Below are 13356 nucleotides of genomic sequence, written 5' to 3' on the forward strand. Positions count from 1 at the left end.
AGTGCTTCAATGTGTCTGTTATTTTAAAAGTCTATACAATTATAAAAAGATGACCGCAATAAGCGATCACCTTTTTTAAATTTTATCGGGTAGGACTGTGTCCGTTACCGTTACCATTGCCGTTCCCATTTCCACCACTATTATTCTTCGTTAGAACCTTCAATCCTTGTCCCATATCAGATGCTAAAACAAAGTTTCGATCGACAAATACGCCCCAAACATCAGCTTGATCTGGTTTGTACTGACCTATTTGAACAGGGTCAGATGGGTCACTAATGTCAACTGCGTAAACACCACCAGCATAGTGTGAAAGATAAAGAGTATTGCCTCTTACTTTAGGGTCGTGGACAGTGTTTGCGAAAGTCGTGCCATCTTCAACTTGGAAAGTTAAGTCTGTCGTAAACTCACTTAGAAGTTCTGGGTTAGAAGGGTCTTTAATATCGAAAATGCGTGTATAACCGTATGCTTCTTCATATCCTTCGCGTACTGGAACATAAACTTCGCGAGTTTCGATTAAAATATTGCCACCTTGTGCTAAAGCAGCCGAGTGGGCAGAGCCTTGCTGGTCAGAAGCGAAGTCTGTACGTCCTAAGTATTCAGGATTTTCAGGGTCTTCAATGTTAAAGATCACCGTTCCTAGGTCCCACATCGATACATAGGCGTGTCGAGCATTGTTGTCGGTTATAACACTGTGAGCAAATACAGGTCGCGTCTTACCATCTGGAGACTCCCAGTTGTATCCATCAAAATCATCTGATACCTCTAGCAATGATCTTGGATCAAACTGCCACAAATTTTCTGGGTTAGATGGATCTGATACATCTACAATTTGAAAATCATGCTCACCACCACCACTATATAGGTCAGTGTATGGGTTAGCAGTTAAAACTAGCGCGCGATTACCTTGAGTAGTTAAATAAAGTTCATGTGTACCATTTGTATCAGCGTAAACCTCTGAGTAGCCAAGTTTCTCTGGATTGTACGGGTCAGTCACATCATAGAGCAAAAAACCACCAGAAGTATCTGCAGTGCGGTCTAATTGTTGAACACTTACTACAGCTAGATCGCCATTAAAACCAGGTGTATTGATAGACTTTACAATAACTTTTTCATGCCATGTACCCGGAACATCATCGTGAGCGAAAGCGGCTACTTCTTCAGGGTTTTCGGGGTCTTGTAAGTCAAAAACACGAACCCCACCATCACCGCCACCTGCTGTATGAGTACCTACGTAAGCAAAGCCTTTATGAGCGTAAACATCAGCAGCATTGTTTTGAATTCCATCTCGAATTTGTTCTAACTGTAGGGAAGCGGCTTCATCAAGAAACTTTAAGTTCTTATCGCCTTCAACATGGGGAGTACCTAATGCTTCTAGTTCTTCTTCTGTAAATAATGTTCTTTCACCTTTGTTTAAGTCTGAACCATCGAGGTAGTCATGAGCAAATGAAGTAGGAGCAAAAACTGAGAAAACTAGAGCTCCTGACAATGCAGAGGTAACAAGAAGGTTTCGTTTCTTCATATACATTCCTCCAAAGATTAAATTTAGTGAATATTCACTAAATTTAATAGTTTAATAGACTTGGAAGAAAAAGTTAATATGAAGATGTGCTCATTATTTCGAGAGTCTAATTAACTATAAAATGTAAATGATTAACATAAAAAGTGACCGCTTAGAGGCGGTCACTTAAGGTTTTTAAGATTTTCGGCGGTTATGTTGATGTTGACTCGCACGTTGATCTGCAGCTTCTGCTCGACGTTGAGCTTCAATGTCAGCACTATCAGCTAATTCTTCTGCAAACTCGACATCACGAGCTTCAAGCTGTTCACTTTTAGGCGTTTGACCTAAGGGCTTTCGGCTTTTTCTTTTGTGTTCATCTCTACCCATCTTCATATCACCTCTCTTATCAATTAGTACAAATGTAGTATGCGAAAATTCGATGTGAGTTATGTTAGTCACCCTGTTTTTTGTATCAATACTTTAGTCTGAATAGTTTGAATTAAAACTCGTGTTTCGGCATAATTAAGTGTATAGAGTGTATTTGAAAGGGTGGGATTATGAATGTTATTTTTGATCAAATCATTAATCGCGACGCCATAGGAAGCTATGAGAAAGTTAATTTTAATGAAGTTCATTATTTAGCTAGCCAAGAGGAGTCCAATGATGCTAAACAAGATGAGCAAAGGGTATTGTTTTTAGGAATTGACCTGCAAAATGACTTTATAGAAGGCGGTGCATTAGGAGTTCCAGGTTCACATGAAGACGTCTATAGTATAATGCGTTTCATTTATCGCAATTTAAGTAAAATCACTAATATTGCTGTATCATTAGACACTCATAGTATGGACCAAATTTTTCATCCTTCTTGGTGGATTGATCAAAAGGGGAACCATCCAGAACCTTTGACAATTATTACTATAGAAGATGTTGAATTAGGTAAATGGAAGCCACTATATAACTTCGAACAGAGTATTAAATATGTAAAAGGTTTAGAGCAACAAGGTCAAAAGCAGTTGTGCATTTGGCCATTTCATTGTATAGAAGGGACACCAGGTGCCGCATTAGAAAGCCAGTTTTCGAAAATGATTCATTATCATTCGATCGTCCGAAATACAGAAGTGAAAAAGATCGTTAAAGGGTTAGACCCTCTTAGTGAGAAGTACGGAATTATTGAGCCTGAATATAGTCAAGAAGACCAAACAGATTATGATTTACTTAATTATATTGGCGAATTTGACAAAGTAGTTGTTGCTGGAGAGGCGGAATCACATTGTGTATACGAATCAGTGAAACAATTAGCGGAGCACTTTGTATCAATTGAGAGTTTTACAAATAACATTTACGTACTAAAAGATGGGATGAGCTGTATTCCAGGGTTTGAAGATGAAACGGAATCTGGTTGGAAACAATTATCTGACAAATATGGTGTTAAACTTGTAGAATCAAGTGAGCTTATTTTGTAGGAATTGTGTCAATTCCCCAGGAAATAGCTAGAATTTGTCGTTGGAAGGAGAATGACGTTGCGGACAATTGGAATTATTGGCGGAATGAGTTGGGAGTCGACAGTTTCATACTATCAAGAAATCAATCGTGAAATAAAAAGTCGATTAGGTGGATTGCATTCAGCTGAATGTATCATCTATAGTGTCGATTTTGCGGAGATCGAGAGGTACCAGTCTGAAGGGAGATGGGATGCTTCAGGGGAAAGGTTAGCAGAAGTGACGAAAAAACTTGAAAACGCTGGAGCAGAGCTAATCATTTTAGCAACAAACACGATGCATAAAGTAATCGATTATGTTGAAGGAATAACGAACCTTCCAGTTATCCATATTGCTGATGCAACTGCTGAGAAGATGAAGGAAGATCGTGTACATTCGACAGCTTTATTAGGTACGAAATATACGATGGAGCAAGGTTTCTATAAAGATCGGGTTCGTAAATATAGTATAGATGTTGTTGTTCCAACTGAAGAGGAACAAAAGAGAGTAAATGATATCATTTTTAATGAGCTTGTTTTAGGTGAACTGAATCAGCAGTCGAAGCAATATTATTTGCAAGTAATCGAACGATTTAAACAAGAAGGAGCAGATTCTGTTATATTAGGGTGTACTGAAATAGGGCTACTCATAAACCAAACAGATCTAGACATACCAGTTTATGATACATCAAAGATCCATGTCCAAAAAGCAGTTGATTATGCGTTAGAGAGCATAAATGTTAACTAACTATTTACCGCGCTTTTTTCGCACCCATTCATCACAAAGCCATAGGATAATGGCGGCAAACAATGCACCAAAAAAGAATGGATACATACTTGTCCAATAGGTTATAAAATCGTTAAACAATGTACTTGGGTCAGCAAGAATACCGAGTATGAAAATAAAGCTTACACCAGACAGAACATGAAACCAAAAGGAATACTGTCGTCGTTTAACTTCAGTCATTTTCTGAGTTAACCAATCAGAAAGGACAGATGCTGGAATACCGTAAGAGAATAGACCGCCAACAACATAAAGTGCGATGATTGGTAATAAAACCGATAGAAAAATTCCACCATTCGTTAAATATAAAACGGTCGTGATTACCGGTGTTATTATAATCGAAGCGAGTAAAAAGGCGAGAAATTTTCTAAGAAGCATTAAAATCACCTACTTGATTAAATATAGCATTATCATATCATGGATGTTAGTCGTTCGATAGATTGAGAGATTTAAATGGCGGAGAACAGTAAAAAGAGGAAAGCGGGCGTTCGCTTTCCTCTTTAAAAGGTTGATTAGACAATTGATAATCCACGTTCGATTAACGTGTGAAACTCTTCATTCTCTCTTTTTAACATATTTAATTCATCTAGTAAAGTTTGCTTTAAATCTGTTTCAGCAAGCTCACTTAGTAGCTCAACCATTTCTAAACGAAGAAGCCAATCTTTAGGGTGGTCTTCTGTAAGTTGTTTATGAATCGGCTGTAAGTCATCAACTAAATTGTTAGAACCATTGTCTCGAATTGCTCTTACACGAGCATATAGATCGTTTAGTTCTACTTGTGTCTTTTCTGGAATTGGCGTTTCTTGTGCTTCATCGACAGTGTAGTAGTTTTCACCGTCAGCCGCACCTGCGTAAACAGAAGTGATGTCAGTTCCAACGGCTAAATCAAATGCGCCCCATTCAGGCTTGAAAAGGACTTCATCCCCTATAGTGACAGTGCAATCTTCTAATGAGATTAATACTAACTTCTTATTATGGCGAACTAATTCAGTAACTGTTCCAGTCACTTGAATCCCATTTTCATATTTCAGCTCAGTATTATTTCCAATCTGAACTCCGATATCTTTAAGCTCACCATCACTTAAGTCTTCAAGTGGTTGAGCAAGTCCAGTAATTTGACCAATTGGTGCACCGAATCCGTCAGCGTGAACATCTGTTCCGTGGTTTTCTAATTGTTGGTCACTTGCAGCTAAAGCTGTCTCACCATTTGTTTTTAAGTAGATTGCTTCTCCTTGATCATCTTTTAACAACTCGGTGAACACACCAGTCACTTGAATACCTGAGCTAAATACAGCTGTAGCGGTATTAGCAGAACGAACGGCTTTCTCTAAACTTTCTGTTCCCCCTTTCATAAACGACATCGTTTTCGCAAATTCTTCAGCTGCATCGAGTAGTTGCTTGAAGTCTTTGCATACGAATAAATGAGGTTGAGGCTTTGTAATGTCAAAGCCTGTGTTAATGACTTGATCCATATCAAATGGAATTTTCTCAACTTCATCACTTAATGCATTGGAACCTTCGCCAACAGAAGATAGTAAGCCAGCCCCGTAAATTTTAGGGTCATCAAGGTCACCTACAAGTCCAAATTCTACTGTCCACCAGTAAAAACGACCGACGATTTGTGCTTCTGAAAGCTCAGTGATCTTTGCTTCGCATCCATCAACCTCTTGCTTAGCTTGGTTAATTTCTTCTTCAGTAGCATTACCTTTTTCTAATAGATTCGAGTAATTTCGAACAGCTTCAAAGTGGTCATGTTCTTCCTTTGTTGCAATTGCCTTCATACCAATTTCACCAAATCTTTTAACGAAGGCTGAGTACTCGGGGTCAGCTAAGATTGGTGCGTGACCAGCAGCTTCATGAATAATGTCTGGAGCTGGCGTGTATAGTATGTTTTCTAACTTACGAATTTCATTTACGACAGGTAGTATGCCTTTTGCCTGGAATTCAAAAAAGGCAACCCCTGGGATGAATCCATCGATTGTTGCAGCTCCCCAACCAAATGGTGCAAGGCTTTCATTCATTTCATCAACGTTTGGAATTTTGTCTATTGAAATGGAAGAGGCTTTTAAACCGTCAGTATAGGCTTCATGAGCTGTATCTTTTAATAAATTATGGTTTTGTCGCATGACATATCGCCATACGGCATGATTAATAGCAGTGTAATGTTCATAATGTTGTTCGGCTGTGTATTTTCTTAAATGTTTAGGTACGGATTTCTTTTCAACTGTTTGCATAGTTTGCACTCCTTTTTATCACTTTTATGCTTGTCTACTTAAACGCTTTTGCTTGATAAAGTAACGAGTATTTAAAAAACTAATATATCATTTTACATTGTAGTTTAGCAACCATTATTTAAAATTTAGTTGACTAAGAGTTGTGTTTCATATATAAGTAGTTTAATAGAGTGATTAGGAGAGTGTTATATGGTTGAGCAGAAAGTTTATTTAGTTAGGCATTGTGAGGCGGAAGGGCAAGCAGCAAGTTGTCAGTTAACAGAACAAGGTGAGAAACAGGCGGATAGTTTGCGAGGTTTCTTTAGTGAACAGCGCGTTGATCAGATTATAACAAGTCCATTTGAGCGTGCCATTCAAACTATTTTACCAACAGCGCAGGAACATCAACTTGACTTATATGTAGCTGACGATTTACAAGAAAGGAAGTTAAGTAGTGAAAATTTACCCGACTGGATGGAGCGACTAGAGCAAACGTATCAAGACTTCGAGCTGAAAATTACAGGTGGTGAATCAAGTAGAGAAGCAGTTGGGCGAGGGCTTAAAATATTGACTGATATAAAATTAAGCAACAACAAAGCGACAATAGTTGTTTCACATGGTGGTCTAATTTCATTGATCTTAAATCATTTTGATCCATCATTTGGATTTAAGGAGTGGAAGAATCTCACAAACCCTGATATTTTTGAAATTAACTTAACTCGACGTGAAATCAAACGTATTTGGGACCAATAAAAAAGAGCTATGTAGCTATAGCTCTTTCATACGGTTAATTAATTCATTAGGGTCACATTCCATAATTAATACCTCTTTATGTAACTGATCAACGAAACCTTGTTCAATCATATGGTCAAACAGTTCAAGTAGTGGTGTGTAGTAATCATTAATATTGAGAAGTGCACAAGGCTTTTCGTGATAACCAATTTGTGCCCATGTTACGACTTCAAACCATTCTTCTAGCGTTCCAGCACCACCTGGTAAGGCGATGAAAGCATCGGCAAGTCGTGCCATCATTGCTTTTCTGTCGTGCATTGTTTCGACGACATGTAATTCAGTGAGTTTATCGTGAGCTATTTCAATTGTTTTTAACTTTTCAGGAATAACACCAATCGCCTTTCCACCGTTTTCTAACACACCTTCAGCGACAGCACCCATGCAACCGACGACAGCACCGCCGTAAACGAGCTCAATGTTGTGTTGTGCTAAAACTTCACCTAGCTGTTTAGCTTTCTTCATGTAAATAGGATCACGACCTTCTCGTGAACCACAGAATACTGCTACACGCTTCATCAAATAACTCCCATTCTTTAAAGATGTCTATTATTTTTATTCAATAACTATATGCTTTATGTAAATAAATTATATCATTTGTTTTAATTCAGCATGATATCACAAATAACAATACTTTTAAGGAAGTGAAAATATGTTTATTCGAAATTATGAACCAGAAGATGAAGAAGGTTGGATTAGATGTAGAGTTTTATCCTTTCTTAACACAGCTTATTACGACAATGTTTTACAAAATAAAGAGAAGTATCACAATCCGTCCGTTGAAATAGTAGCTGAAAAGGATGGTGTGATTGTTGGGTTATTAGATTTGGAGTTAGAACAAAGTGTAGGGAAGGTTTGTACATTAAGTCAAAGTTTAGGTGCTATGATGTGGCATATTGCAGTCCATCCAGATTATCAACGAGACGGTATTGGAAAGCAGTTACTTCAATATGCTGAGAGTCAATTGGAAGGTCAAGGTTATCAGTATATAGAGGCATGGACAAGAGATGATGAATGGGTTAATCGTTGGTATGAAAATCAAGGGTTTCAGAAGATGAACTCATATTATCAAGCATTTATTAGTGGTGAGCAAAGACATGAATTCATTGATTCAAAACACTCAAAAGTCACTGTTTTATCTGCATTTGCTCATTATATGGGGCATGATGAAAATATAATGAATAAATTTGAACGGGTATATGAATGTAATGGTTATGTTAAAAAGTTTAATTAGAACGAGTAGCTCCTTTGAGTGTCACTAAGGAGCTACTTCTTTTTTATGATGGCGTTGATGATTTGGATAATCAATGAAAGAAGCGCCACGACAAATGAACCGAATCCTAACATGACTAACAAAAATCCGTACGTTTCCACTACAAGCAACACCTCCAGTATTTTCCCTCGTAGGTTGTCTATAGTATAAAATAAGAACATACGTTCGTAAAGTGAATCGAACAAAAAACGACTTATGTCCTATTTAGCTGTGTAAAATGCTGAACAGTTGAGCATTATATTAATGGCGTGTATATCGAATAGTCGTGTTTAATAAGGTAGTGGTGTGGGTAAATTTAAAAGTAAAGGTACCTATTTAACGAGCGGAAATAGTAGAAAGGGGTATGTTCACGTGAAAATGAATGTGACACAGAAGTTGATTCAAGAGCATCTTGTCTCAGGACAAATGAAGCCTGGTGAAGAAATTGGGCTGAAAATTGATCAAACGTTAACACAAGATGCAACAGGTACTATGGTCATGTTAGAGCTTGAAGCTATGGGTGTTGATCAAGCTAAAACGGAGGCATCAGCACAGTATGTAGACCACAACTTAATTCAAGATGATTATCGAAATGCTGATGACCATATGTTTTTACGTAGTGCGGCTAACCGATTCGGTCTATATTACAGCCGTCCTGGTAATGGGGTTAGCCACCCGGTTCATATGCAAAAGCTAGCTGTGCCAGGTAAGACGTTACTCGGTTCAGATAGCCATACGTGTGCTAACGGTTGTATGGGTATGCTTGCTATGGGTGCAGGTGGTATTGATGTTGCCTTAGCTATTGCAGGAGAACCTTATTACATTAAAATGCCACAAGTATGGGGCGTTAAGTTAACAGGAAAGCTTCCGGATTGGGTTAGTGCAAAAGATGTTATTTTAGAAATGTTACGTCGCCATGATGTTAAAGGTGGTGTTGGGAAGATCATTGAGTATTACGGCCCTGGTGTTAAAGAATTATCAGCAATGGATCGCCATGTCATCGCCAACATGGGAGCAGAACTCGGTGCAACGGCAACCGTTTTCCCTTCTGACAAAGAGATTAAGAACTTCTTAAAAGTGCAAGGAAGAGAGGAAGACTGGGTTGAAGTGATAGCTGATCGTGGGGCGAGCTATGACCTTCATGAAGAAATTGACTTATCAAGTCTTGAACCATTAATCGCAAAACCTTCAAGCCCAGGTAACGTCGTACCGGTTAGTGAGGTGGCAGGCGAACCGATTTACCAATCATATGTCGGTTCTTCAGCTAATCCGGGTTATCGTGATTTTGCGATTGTTGCAGAAATTGTTAAGGGTAAACATGTAGCACAAGGACTTTCGTTAGATATTAATCCATCTTCTCGGCAAATTTTAACGCAATTAGTTGATGATGGACATATTGCAAGTCTTTTATCAGCTGGCGGAAGACTTCACCAAGCTGGTTGTAACGGTTGCATCGGAATGGGGCAGGCGCCGGCATCAGGTCGTAACAGCTTAAGAACGACGCCACGTAACTTCCCAGGACGCTCAGGTACTAAAGAGGATAGCGTGTTTTTATGTAGTCCAGAAACAGCAGCAGCTTCAGCTTTAACAGGTGAAATTACCGATCCAAGAACGTTGGATATGGATTATCCTAAAGTAAAAGAGTCGACAAAAGTTGATTTTGAAAAAGAAAAAGGTATGTTAGAAGAACCGTTAACATCAGCTGATGGCTTAACAGTCGAATTAGAGAAGGGACCTAATATTAGTTCAATTCCGAACATGGCTCCATTACAAGACAACTTTGAAGTACCTGTCTTATTGAAGATGGGCGATAACATTTCAACTGATGAAATTTTAGCCGGTGGTTCGCGTGTCTTGCCATATCGTAGTAACCTACAGAAGATTAGTACATTTACTTTTGAAATCGTTGATGACAATTACTACGAACGAGCGATGGAACTTCGTGACGATGGAGGCCATGCAGTTATCGGTGGATACAATTACGGGCAAGGTTCCAGTCGTGAACACGCAGCGTTAGCTCCACGCTATCTAGGTATAAAAGCTGTGATTGTTAAAGACTTCGCTCGTATTCATTTACAAAATTTAATTAACTTCGGTATATTACCTTTAACGTTCGTAGATGAATCAGAATACGAAAAAATTGATCAAGGTGATGTATTAGAGTTTGAAAATGTTCGTAATCAAATTCAAGAGTCAAATGAGTTTGAAGTAGGCATTCGTAGTAAGAATGAAAAAGTTAAAGTAAAGCATAGTTTAACCGACCGTCATTTGGACATAATATTAGCAGGAGGCATTATTAATTGGGTTAAAAACAAACAAGAAAGTGGTGTCTAAATGGGTTCACAAGAGTTTCGTTGTAAGGCATGTGATGGTGCTGGTTTATTAATGGACGATGAAGAATGGCGCTATACATGTACTGTCTGTAGCGGTGATGGGTATGTTTCGAAGTATGAAAGTCAACAAGGGAGCCGTATTAATGATGTTGATGAGAACAATCGAGTACTAGATTAAGAACAAGCACCTCTCATAGAGGTGTTTGTTTTTTTGCACATGTTAGGCAATCCATTTCTCATGTCTTTTTCCATTTGCTATGATAAAAGGAGAAGGAGGAATTTAAAATGAATGAAGAATCAGTTTTTGAACAAGCGAGGTTTTGGCGTCGAAACTTAGTGAAGCTGTTGGAAAGTATGACAGAAAAAGAACTAGATGAGATCCCTTCAGGTTTTAACAACAATCCGCGCTGGAATCTAGCTCATTCCGTTGTGACGTGGGACAGTGTGATTACTAATGCGCTAGGTCAAGACAGTCAACTGCCTAGTCATTATGGGGAATTATTTGCAAGAGGGACAAGCCCAAAAGAGTGGGGACAAAATATTCCTTCTAAAAGTGAATTGTTAGAACAAGTACAGCAACATGCAGAACGTTTAGAAGAGCTTGCATCTGGTAAGTTAGACCAGGAAATTGGTTTTGAAATGCTTCACTTGAAAACAATTGAAGAAGCTTTTCTATTCTTAACTTCTCATGAAGCGCTTCACGTTGGGACCGCTAGTGCCCAAAAGCAAACAGCAAAATAAAGAATTTGTAAGCAGGGGTGTGAAATATTGCCTCTGCTTTTTTATGTCGATCTAGAGGTTTTTAAGACACTTTATAGAAATAATATAACATAATAAAGGTTTAGAGGTGAAAGGCATGAAAAGTCCAGTTCAAACTATGGTTGGTGCAATTTTTATCCCTGTAAAAGATATTATAAAGGCGAAAGAATGGTATTGTGACTTATTAAATATTGAGACCCCTAATGAAATAATAACCGATCATTTATTTGTTATTGATTTAGATTATGATCTAAAGGTGGTACTCGACTCAAAGATTTATGAAAAACGGATTATAGATGATGTACCTTTATTTCATTTTAATACTAGCAATATTGAAACGGCTTATAAGTATGTACAATTAAAAGGGATTGAGGTTTTAACAGCCATTCAACACCACCATTTTTTTAACATTCGAGATTTGGATGGTAATGTTTTAATGATTTGTGAATGTTAAAATTTATTTTTTCTGTAAGCATTCTTTAATACCATCTGTTAAAATAATGAAGAGCTAAAGGTGAAAAGAGGTGACAACATGACGTGGGAAATTTTGAACGTGATTGGAACGATGGCCTTTGGAATTAGTGGTGCTATTATTGCCTTGGAAGAAAAATATGATCTGTTCGGTGTTTATTTATTAGGGTTTACAACAGCTTTTGGAGGTGGTTTAATACGTCATGTTGTATTAGGATTGCCCGTTTCTGAAGTGTGGGAACAAAGCATGTTGTTCTTTATAGCTTTTATAACACTGACGTTAATCTTTTTTATACCGTTTCATTGGTTCTTTACCGGTTGGGAAAAATGGGGCGCTTTCTTTGACTCAATTGGATTGTCGGCATTTGCGATACAAGGTGCATTGTTCGCAGTAGCAGCGGGTTATCCCCTCCCGGCAGTCATTGTTGGAAGTGTATTAACTGGTACTGGTGGCGGTATGGTACGTGATTTGTTGGCTGGAAGAAAGCCACTTGTATTACATAAAGAAATTTACGCTATGTGGGCTGTGTTAGGAGCTCTAGTGATTGGACTTGGCATTGCTGAAGCGATGTGGGAGTTAATGGTTTTATTAGTTGTTATTATTACCCTTCGAATGTTATCGGTCATCTATGATTGGCGCTTACCGAGTAGAGGAGATTGGTTAAGGTTCTTAAAAGGTTTAAAGAAAAGTTGATAAAGTGTCAACATTACTGTACCTAGAACAACTAATCATCCTTTATAATAATGGTAGGCATAAAGACTTAAAGGGGCGTTCTACAATGGCTTGTTCAGTCAATTTCTTTAAACAGTTTCCGATCTTTCAAGATTTATCGTTTGAAGAGTTAGAAGAAGTAGGCAAAATTGCACACCATCGTAAGTTTAAAAAAGGAGATGTCATTTTTCGAGAAGGCGAGAGAAGGGAATCTGTATACTTTGTTATCCATGGATTGATTAAGGTCTATAAAGTGAGTACTGATGGTAAAGAACAAGTCATTAACTTAATTCATTCTGATGAAATGTTCCCTCATGTCGGCTTTTTTGACAAAACACCATACCCTGCAACGGCTCTTACTTTAACAGATGTTAATGTGATTGCCGTTCCAATAGAAGCTTTTGAAAACCTTTTACTGCAAAAACCTCAAATTTCTATAAAAGTTATGCGTGTAATGGGTAAAAAAATATTAGAACTTCAAGACCGTATCCAACAAATGAGTACACAAACAGTGTTTGAACGTACAGTTACGACGCTCATTCGAATGACTGAGGAAATGGGTAAACACCGTCAAGATGATTCAATTTATGTTCATATTCCAATTACAAACAGTGACCTAGCGAATATGATCGGTGTTACCGAGAATCGGTCAATCGAACGTTTAATAAGTTACGAAAAGACGAGCTGATTTCATATAATCGTAATGAAATCATCGTTTACAACATGGATGATTTGAAGAGTTATCAAACGACATAGTTTTAAGAGCTAACACCTTCGATGACAGGGCATCTGTTGTCGGGGGTGTTTGTTTATTATGAGTTGGTAGTGTTGTTTACAAAAGAAGTATATCTGGTATAATTTATGAAAATTCTTAAAATATAACAATGTAGTTGTTCTTAAAAAGGGGAGAAATGAGTGAGGCAAGGTAGAAATGGTCACAATAATGAAAGAAATGATCTGTTTCACCGAGGTTTGATCGGGAACCCTGGTTGTATGCTTGTTTTAATTGTGTTAATCATTGTTATAAGTATCGTTACTAATTATTTCGGCTCTACAATAAATAACGTT

General features: G+C 37.9%; 17 protein-coding genes. 11 read left to right on the forward strand and 6 right to left on the reverse strand.

Annotated elements, in window-relative coordinates; translation table 11 throughout:
- Positions 1-82: 82 nt before the first annotated feature.
- Positions 83-1519, reverse strand: a complete 1437-nt coding sequence (locus A194_RS0109345) for an LVIVD repeat-containing protein (protein WP_017186588.1) — start codon at positions 1517-1519, stop codon at positions 83-85.
- Positions 1520-1693: 174 nt separating this feature from the next.
- On the reverse strand, positions 1694-1885 hold the full coding sequence (locus A194_RS0109350; RefSeq protein WP_017186589.1) for a YfhD family protein: 192 nt from the start codon (positions 1883-1885) through the stop codon (positions 1694-1696).
- Positions 1886-2055: 170 nt separating this feature from the next.
- On the opposite strand from A194_RS0109350, the gene A194_RS0109355 reads away from it, so the two are divergent.
- Both A194_RS0109355 and A194_RS0109360 read left to right on the forward strand, forming a co-directional pair.
- The gene (locus A194_RS0109355) at positions 2056-2961 is read left to right on the forward strand and encodes a cysteine hydrolase family protein (RefSeq protein WP_017186590.1); all 906 of its coding nucleotides are present in this window, start codon (positions 2056-2058) and stop codon (positions 2959-2961) included.
- A gap of 57 nt (positions 2962-3018) precedes the next feature.
- Positions 3019-3723 (forward strand): aspartate/glutamate racemase family protein, encoded by a 705-nt coding sequence (locus tag A194_RS0109360; protein ID WP_017186591.1) that lies wholly within the window; start codon positions 3019-3021, stop codon positions 3721-3723.
- On the opposite strand, the gene A194_RS0109365 is transcribed toward A194_RS0109360, so the two are convergent.
- Complete coding sequence (locus A194_RS0109365) at positions 3724-4137, reverse strand: hypothetical protein (RefSeq protein WP_017186592.1); 414 nt, start codon at positions 4135-4137, stop codon at positions 3724-3726.
- A 134-nt stretch (positions 4138-4271) separates the two neighbouring features.
- Positions 4272-5993 carry an aromatic amino acid hydroxylase gene (locus A194_RS0109370; RefSeq protein ID WP_017186593.1) on the reverse strand — a complete coding sequence of 574 codons (1722 nt, stop codon included), beginning with the start codon at positions 5991-5993 and terminating at the stop codon, positions 4272-4274.
- A 189-nt stretch (positions 5994-6182) separates the two neighbouring features.
- On the opposite strand from A194_RS0109370, the gene A194_RS0109375 reads away from it, so the two are divergent.
- Complete coding sequence (locus tag A194_RS0109375; protein WP_017186594.1) at positions 6183-6725, forward strand: histidine phosphatase family protein; 543 nt, start codon at positions 6183-6185, stop codon at positions 6723-6725.
- Between the two features lie 15 nt (positions 6726-6740).
- On the opposite strand, the gene A194_RS0109380 is transcribed toward A194_RS0109375, so the two are convergent.
- Positions 6741-7280, reverse strand: coding sequence for an LOG family protein (locus tag A194_RS0109380; RefSeq protein WP_017186595.1), 540 nt, complete (start codon positions 7278-7280; stop codon positions 6741-6743).
- A gap of 133 nt (positions 7281-7413) precedes the next feature.
- Here A194_RS0109380 and A194_RS0109385 point away from each other — a divergent pair, with 133 nt between their 5' ends.
- Positions 7414-7995, forward strand: a complete 582-nt coding sequence (locus A194_RS0109385) for a GNAT family N-acetyltransferase (protein WP_017186596.1) — start codon at positions 7414-7416, stop codon at positions 7993-7995.
- A 32-nt stretch (positions 7996-8027) separates the two neighbouring features.
- Here A194_RS0109385 and A194_RS20270 read toward each other — a convergent pair whose 3' ends face one another.
- A complete protein-coding gene (locus A194_RS20270; RefSeq protein ID WP_146816519.1) occupies positions 8028-8135 on the reverse strand; it encodes a putative holin-like toxin in 108 nt (35 codons plus the stop codon).
- Positions 8136-8385: 250 nt separating this feature from the next.
- Between A194_RS20270 and A194_RS0109390 the strand changes: the two genes are divergently transcribed.
- The 7 genes from A194_RS0109390 (at position 8386) to A194_RS21370 (ending at position 13044) form a co-directional block, all read left to right on the forward strand.
- Positions 8386-10347: an aconitate hydratase gene (locus A194_RS0109390; RefSeq protein ID WP_017186597.1), complete on the forward strand. Its 1962-nt coding sequence runs from the start codon at positions 8386-8388 to the stop codon at positions 10345-10347.
- Complete coding sequence (locus A194_RS20530) at positions 10348-10524, forward strand: hypothetical protein (protein WP_017186598.1); 177 nt, start codon at positions 10348-10350, stop codon at positions 10522-10524.
- A gap of 107 nt (positions 10525-10631) precedes the next feature.
- Entirely contained in the window at positions 10632-11087 is a 456-nt protein-coding gene (locus tag A194_RS0109400) for a DinB family protein (RefSeq protein ID WP_017186599.1), read from the forward strand.
- A 115-nt stretch (positions 11088-11202) separates the two neighbouring features.
- Complete coding sequence (locus A194_RS0109405; RefSeq protein WP_017186600.1) at positions 11203-11559, forward strand: VOC family protein; 357 nt, start codon at positions 11203-11205, stop codon at positions 11557-11559.
- 78 nt (positions 11560-11637) lie between these two features.
- Positions 11638-12270 carry a trimeric intracellular cation channel family protein gene (locus A194_RS18035; RefSeq protein WP_017186601.1) on the forward strand — a complete coding sequence of 211 codons (633 nt, stop codon included), beginning with the start codon at positions 11638-11640 and terminating at the stop codon, positions 12268-12270.
- 85 nt (positions 12271-12355) lie between these two features.
- Positions 12356-12976 (forward strand): Crp/Fnr family transcriptional regulator, encoded by a 621-nt coding sequence (locus tag A194_RS18040; RefSeq protein WP_050980510.1) that lies wholly within the window; start codon positions 12356-12358, stop codon positions 12974-12976.
- Positions 12976-13044: a hypothetical protein gene (locus tag A194_RS21370; protein WP_423734746.1), complete on the forward strand. Its 69-nt coding sequence runs from the start codon at positions 12976-12978 to the stop codon at positions 13042-13044. Before A194_RS18040 ends, A194_RS21370 begins: the two co-directional genes overlap by 1 nt.
- The last annotated feature ends 312 nt before the right edge of the window (positions 13045-13356 follow it).

Origin of the sequence: Alkalibacillus haloalkaliphilus C5, from assembly GCF_000269905.1 — a bacterium.
Taxonomy (GTDB): Bacteria; Bacillota; Bacilli; order Bacillales; family Alkalibacillaceae; genus Alkalibacillus; species Alkalibacillus haloalkaliphilus_A.

Coding starts and splice junctions, on each gene's coding strand:
- A194_RS0109375 (WP_017186594.1), top strand. CDS start 6,183: ATGGTTGAGCAGAAAGTTTATTTAGTTAGGCATTGTGAGGCGGAAGGG.
- A194_RS0109345 (WP_017186588.1), bottom strand. CDS start 1,519: ATGAAGAAACGAAACCTTCTTGTTACCTCTGCATTGTCAGGAGCTCTA.
- A194_RS0109400 (WP_017186599.1), top strand. CDS start 10,632: ATGAATGAAGAATCAGTTTTTGAACAAGCGAGGTTTTGGCGTCGAAAC.
- A194_RS0109380 (WP_017186595.1), bottom strand. CDS start 7,280: ATGAAGCGTGTAGCAGTATTCTGTGGTTCACGAGAAGGTCGTGATCCT.
- A194_RS0109385 (WP_017186596.1), top strand. CDS start 7,414: ATGTTTATTCGAAATTATGAACCAGAAGATGAAGAAGGTTGGATTAGA.
- A194_RS18035 (WP_017186601.1), top strand. CDS start 11,638: ATGACGTGGGAAATTTTGAACGTGATTGGAACGATGGCCTTTGGAATT.
- A194_RS0109365 (WP_017186592.1), bottom strand. CDS start 4,137: ATGCTTCTTAGAAAATTTCTCGCCTTTTTACTCGCTTCGATTATAATA.
- A194_RS18040 (WP_050980510.1), top strand. CDS start 12,356: ATGGCTTGTTCAGTCAATTTCTTTAAACAGTTTCCGATCTTTCAAGAT.
- A194_RS0109350 (WP_017186589.1), bottom strand. CDS start 1,885: ATGGGTAGAGATGAACACAAAAGAAAAAGCCGAAAGCCCTTAGGTCAA.
- A194_RS0109405 (WP_017186600.1), top strand. CDS start 11,203: ATGAAAAGTCCAGTTCAAACTATGGTTGGTGCAATTTTTATCCCTGTA.
- A194_RS0109370 (WP_017186593.1), bottom strand. CDS start 5,993: ATGCAAACAGTTGAAAAGAAATCCGTACCTAAACATTTAAGAAAATAC.
- A194_RS20530 (WP_017186598.1), top strand. CDS start 10,348: ATGGGTTCACAAGAGTTTCGTTGTAAGGCATGTGATGGTGCTGGTTTA.
- A194_RS0109355 (WP_017186590.1), top strand. CDS start 2,056: ATGAATGTTATTTTTGATCAAATCATTAATCGCGACGCCATAGGAAGC.